We start from the raw sequence: 4,036 nt of genomic DNA, 5'->3' as shown, positions 1-4,036 counted from the left end.
ACGACCCGGCCCGGGGGGTGGTGGGCGTGGGGGGGGGGGGGCCCGCGGCGGGGGCCGGCCCCGGTGCTGCGGGCGGCGCGGGGGGCCCGCTGCGGGCGGGCGGGGGCCGCCCCCACGCCGCGCGCCCCCGCGTCCCGGACCGGGCTGGGCGGCCGGGAGGACAGGACGACATCGATGTCACTGCCGACGTTGTGGGAGGCGGCCTTGTCGACCGTGGTGACGTAGACCCCGCCGGGGCGCAGCACCCGGGCGCACTCGCCGACGATGCTCCGCACCTCGGCGGGCCCGGCGGCCAGGTGCAGCAGCCACACACTGCACACGGCGTCGAACTGCCCGTCCCGGAACGGCAGCCGGCGGCTGTCGGCGCGCACGACGGCGCCCGGGAGCCGGGTGGAGGCCTGCCGGGCCATCGCGGGGGCGAGGTCGACGCCGGTCACCCGCATGCCGTCGCGGGTGACCGCGAGCCGGCGGGTCACGATGCCGGTGCCGCAGGCGACGTCGAGCAGACGACGCGTGTCGGGCGGTACGAGGCGCAGCACGGCTTCCGCGGCGGCGGCCGCCCGGGGCTCGCCGCCGCGCGAGGCGTCGTACCGCTCCGCTTCCTTGTCGTAGTCGAGCACCCGGTCAGTGTGCCCCGTGCCCGGGGGCGAGGTCCTCCACCCTGCGGGCGAGCTCGAAGTCCTTCTCGGTGACGGCGCCGCCCGCGCTGTGCGTGTGCACGGCCAGCGAGACGGTGTTGTAACCGAGCGTGAGGTCGGAGTGGTGGTTCAGTTCCTCCTGGACCTGGGCGATGTGCACGACCATCGCCGTCGCCGCGAAGTGCGAGCCGAGCCGGTAGGAGCGGATGAGGTGGTCCCTGTCGAGCGACCAGCCCGGCAGCTCGGCCAGCCGGTCCTCGACCTCCTTCTGCGACAGCGGTTCGACGGGCATGGGCTGCGCTCCTTCCGTGGGCCGCGGTGTCCTCGGTGTCCTCTCAGCCTGCCACAGTTGGGCGGCCGAAGCCCTGGTCAGAAGGGTGCATCTGTCCGGGACGACCGGTTCTCGACTACGGTCCCGGCATGACCGCTCACCCGTCCACCGCCGAGCAGGGCGTGGGCCCGCTGCTGCGGGCCTGGCGGGAGCAGCGGCGGGTCAGCCAGCTGGAGCTGGCCCTGCGCGCGGACTCCTCGGCCCGGCACATCAGCTTCGTCGAGACCGGCCGCTCCCGGCCCAGCGAGGAGATGGTGCTGCGGCTGGCCGAGCATCTGGACGTCCCCGTGCGGGAGCGCAACGCGCTGCTGCTGGCGGCCGGTTACGCCCCGCGCTATCCGGAGACCCCGCTGGACGACCCGGCGCTGGGCGCGCTGCGCGACGGCATCGAGCGGCTGATCAGCGGCTACGAGCCGTATCCGGCGCTGGTGGTGGACGCCCTGTACAACGTGGTGGCCGCCAACCGGGGGATCATGACGCTGCTCGACGGCGTCGGTGAGTCGCTGCTGGAGCCGCCGCTGAACGCGATGCGGCTGGCGCTGCACCCGCAGGGCCTCGCACCGCGCATCCGCAATCTGCACGCCTGGCGGGGGCATCTGCTGGAGCAGATGGAGCGGCAGATCGCGCTGCACCGCTCGGGGCCGCTGCGGGCACTGTACGAGGAGGTGGCGGCGTATCCGGTGCCCGAGGCGGAGCCGGCGGACGAGCTGTCCGAGCCGGTGCCGTACTTCGCGCTGCCGCTGCGGATCGAGCACGAGGGGCGGACGCTGTCGTTCATCTCCTCGATCTCCACGTTCAACACGCCGATGGACGTGACGGTCGCCGAGCTGGCCATCGAGACGCTGCTCCCGGCCGACCCGGCGACGGTCAAGTACCTTCAGACGCTGATGCCCTGACGGGCCTTCAGGGTCATGTGCTGGAGGACGGCGAACGCGGCCACGACCAGGGCCTGGAGCACCGTCCACACGGCGCCCGGCGCGCTCGGCGTGAGCCATAGGGCCAGGGCCACCAGGCTCACCGCCGCCCAGGCGAGGTTGGCCTCGACGACGGCCCGCACACCGAGCGCCGGCGGCTGCCTGCGGGCGGCCAGCAGGCCCACGCACGCCGCGTAGGGGGCGAGGAACGCGCCCAGGGCGAGCAGCAGCGTGGCATCGGCGCCGAGGAACCGCCCCAGCGGGCCGGAGAACGCCAGGTAGGCGAGCGCGTTGCCGCCGGTCACGACGGCGTCCAGGGCGAAGAAGCGGCGCAGCATCGACTGCGGCTCGGAGGTCCGGGCGAGTGCGGCGAGCTGGATCGCGGACATGGGGGATCACCCTCCGTCGGGTCGTGGTGCGGTGGCTGGGGCCGGGTCCCGGGCCGGAGCGCGCCGGCCCGGGAGCCGGTAGGTTCACGATCCCGTTCCGGCGGCGTCCGGTCGATTACCCGCGGGGTCATGCCCGGCCCGATCCTCCGTTTCCGGGGGATCTTCTCGGTGCGAGCCCTGTGATACCGCCGACCGGACGTGACAGACTGATCACAGGCTTGGGCGCGTTGGGGAGGCTTGGCGTGAGTGAACGGCGGGCCGCACCCACCGTGGGCCAGGTGGTCCTGGGCAAGCGGTTGCAGGAGCTGCGCGAGGCCGCGGGCCTCAGTCGTGACGAGGCCGCGAAGGTACTGCGGGTCGCGCCCGCGACCGTCCGGCGGATGGAGACCGCGGACGTCGCGCTGAAGATCCCGTACGTGCAGATCCTGCTGACGGCGTACGGGGTGGCCGAGGACGAGGTGACCACGTTCGTCGACCTCGCCGAGGAGGCGAACCGGCCGGGCTGGTGGCAGCGGTTCCACGACGTGCTGCCGGAGTGGTTCAGCCTGTACGTGAGCCTGGAGGGCGCCGCCCGGATCATCCGGTCGTACGAGCCGCACTTCGTGCCGGGACTGCTGCAGACCGAGGGGTACGCGCGGGCCGTGATGCAGTCCGGCACCATCGCGAACGCCGGGCCGGAGGCCGTGGACCGGCATGTGTCGCTGCGCATGGAGCGGCAGCGGCTCCTGGACCGCCGGAACCCGCCGCACCTGTGGGTCATCATGGACGAGACGGTGCTGCGCCGCCCGGTGAGCGCGGACGGACGGGTGATGCGCGACCAGCTGGACAAGCTGCTGGAATACGCCGCGCGGGACCGGGTCACCCTGCAGATCGCCGAGTTCGCCGACGGCCCGCATCCGGGGACCTACGCCCCCTTCTCGCTGTTCCGCTTCGCCGAGCCGGAACTGCCCGACATGGTCTTCACCGAGTATCTGACCGGCGCGCTGTACCTGGACTCCCGCAAGGAGGTCTCGGCGCACCTGGAGGTGCTGGACCACATGACGGCCCGGGCGGGCTCCGCACAGCGCACCGAGGAGCTGCTGCGGGAGTACCGCGAGCACTACTGAGCTCCCGGCCTCCCGCCCCGACGTCATGGCACGGGCTCTGACCCGTACGGGCGCCGTCGGCAGGTGTGCTCCCCCGCCCGCCCCTAGCGTCGGGATGACGGGGCAGGCAAGAGAGCGCACGCGAAGGAGGTCCGATGCCCGGATTCGAGGTGCTGTACCAGGCGGCGGCGCTGTGCCTGATGTACCCCGACGACGACTTCCGCGCCCGGCTGCCGCTGCTGCGCGAAGCGGCCCCGCAGCTGAGGGAGTTCGCCGACCACGCGGCCGTCACCCCGCCGATGGAACTGGCCGCGCACTACGTCGAGGTGTTCGAGGCCGGGCAGGACCACAGCCTGTACCTGAGCGTCTGGCGCGAGGCCGCCCCGGCGCCCTCCGAGGAGCTGTACCGCGCGCACGGCCTGGAGACCACCGGCGAGGAACCGCCGGACTTCCTGCCGGCGGTCCTGGAGTTCGCGTCCCGCACCGGCAGCGACGAGTTGCTGACGGAACACCGCCACGGCCTGGACCAGCTCCGCTCGAAGCTCACCGACTTCGGCACGCCGTACGCGACGGTCCTGGACGCGGGGGGCCGCCCCATTGCGCCCGCGCCCCACCAGTCCGAGAATCCGGGCCTCCCCGCCCCCCGAAGCACGGCTCCCCGCCCCACGCCAGCAACCGA

At 73.5% G+C, this 4,036-nt stretch carries 5 protein-coding genes and 1 pseudogene; 3 read left to right on the top strand and 3 right to left on the bottom strand.

Annotation, left to right across the window (positions count from 1 at the left end; translation table 11 throughout):
• A partial coding sequence (locus tag ABZ281_RS40890; RefSeq protein WP_356663033.1) for a class I SAM-dependent methyltransferase occupies window positions 1-620 on the bottom strand: 620 nt, incomplete at its 3' end.
• Window positions 621-624: 4 nt separating this feature from the next.
• Complete coding sequence (locus ABZ281_RS40885; protein WP_298552392.1) at window positions 625-930, bottom strand: 4a-hydroxytetrahydrobiopterin dehydratase; 306 nt, start codon at window positions 928-930, stop codon at window positions 625-627.
• Window positions 931-1,058: 128 nt separating this feature from the next.
• Here ABZ281_RS40885 and ABZ281_RS40880 point away from each other — a divergent pair, with 128 nt between their 5' ends.
• Complete coding sequence (locus ABZ281_RS40880) at window positions 1,059-1,865, top strand: helix-turn-helix transcriptional regulator (RefSeq protein ID WP_356663032.1); 807 nt, start codon at window positions 1,059-1,061, stop codon at window positions 1,863-1,865.
• Here ABZ281_RS40880 and ABZ281_RS40875 read toward each other — a convergent pair.
• Complete coding sequence (locus ABZ281_RS40875; RefSeq protein WP_356663031.1) at window positions 1,847-2,272, bottom strand: hypothetical protein; 426 nt, start codon at window positions 2,270-2,272, stop codon at window positions 1,847-1,849. The two genes, ABZ281_RS40880 and ABZ281_RS40875, sit on opposite strands and share 19 nt — an antisense overlap.
• 242 nt (window positions 2,273-2,514) lie before the next feature.
• Here ABZ281_RS40875 and ABZ281_RS40870 point away from each other — a divergent pair, with 242 nt between their 5' ends.
• Together ABZ281_RS40870 and ABZ281_RS40865 are read left to right on the top strand one after the other, a co-directional pair.
• A complete protein-coding gene (locus tag ABZ281_RS40870; RefSeq protein ID WP_356663030.1) occupies window positions 2,515-3,378 on the top strand; it encodes a helix-turn-helix transcriptional regulator in 864 nt (287 codons plus the stop codon).
• Between the two features lie 134 nt (window positions 3,379-3,512).
• Window positions 3,513-3,941: pseudogene (locus ABZ281_RS40865) on the top strand (molecular chaperone TorD family protein); the annotation flags it as partial.
• Between the last annotated feature and the right edge of the window lie 95 nt (window positions 3,942-4,036).

The organism is Streptomyces sp. NPDC006265 (genome assembly GCF_040613555.1).
Taxonomy (GTDB): Bacteria; Actinomycetota; Actinomycetes; order Streptomycetales; family Streptomycetaceae; genus Streptomyces.
This window is presented reverse-complemented; position numbering and strand designations above follow the sequence as displayed.

Coding starts and splice junctions, on each gene's coding strand:
- ABZ281_RS40885 (WP_298552392.1), bottom strand. CDS start 930: ATGCCCGTCGAACCGCTGTCGCAGAAGGAGGTCGAGGACCGGCTGGCC.
- ABZ281_RS40880 (WP_356663032.1), top strand. CDS start 1,059: ATGACCGCTCACCCGTCCACCGCCGAGCAGGGCGTGGGCCCGCTGCTG.
- ABZ281_RS40875 (WP_356663031.1), bottom strand. CDS start 2,272: ATGTCCGCGATCCAGCTCGCCGCACTCGCCCGGACCTCCGAGCCGCAG.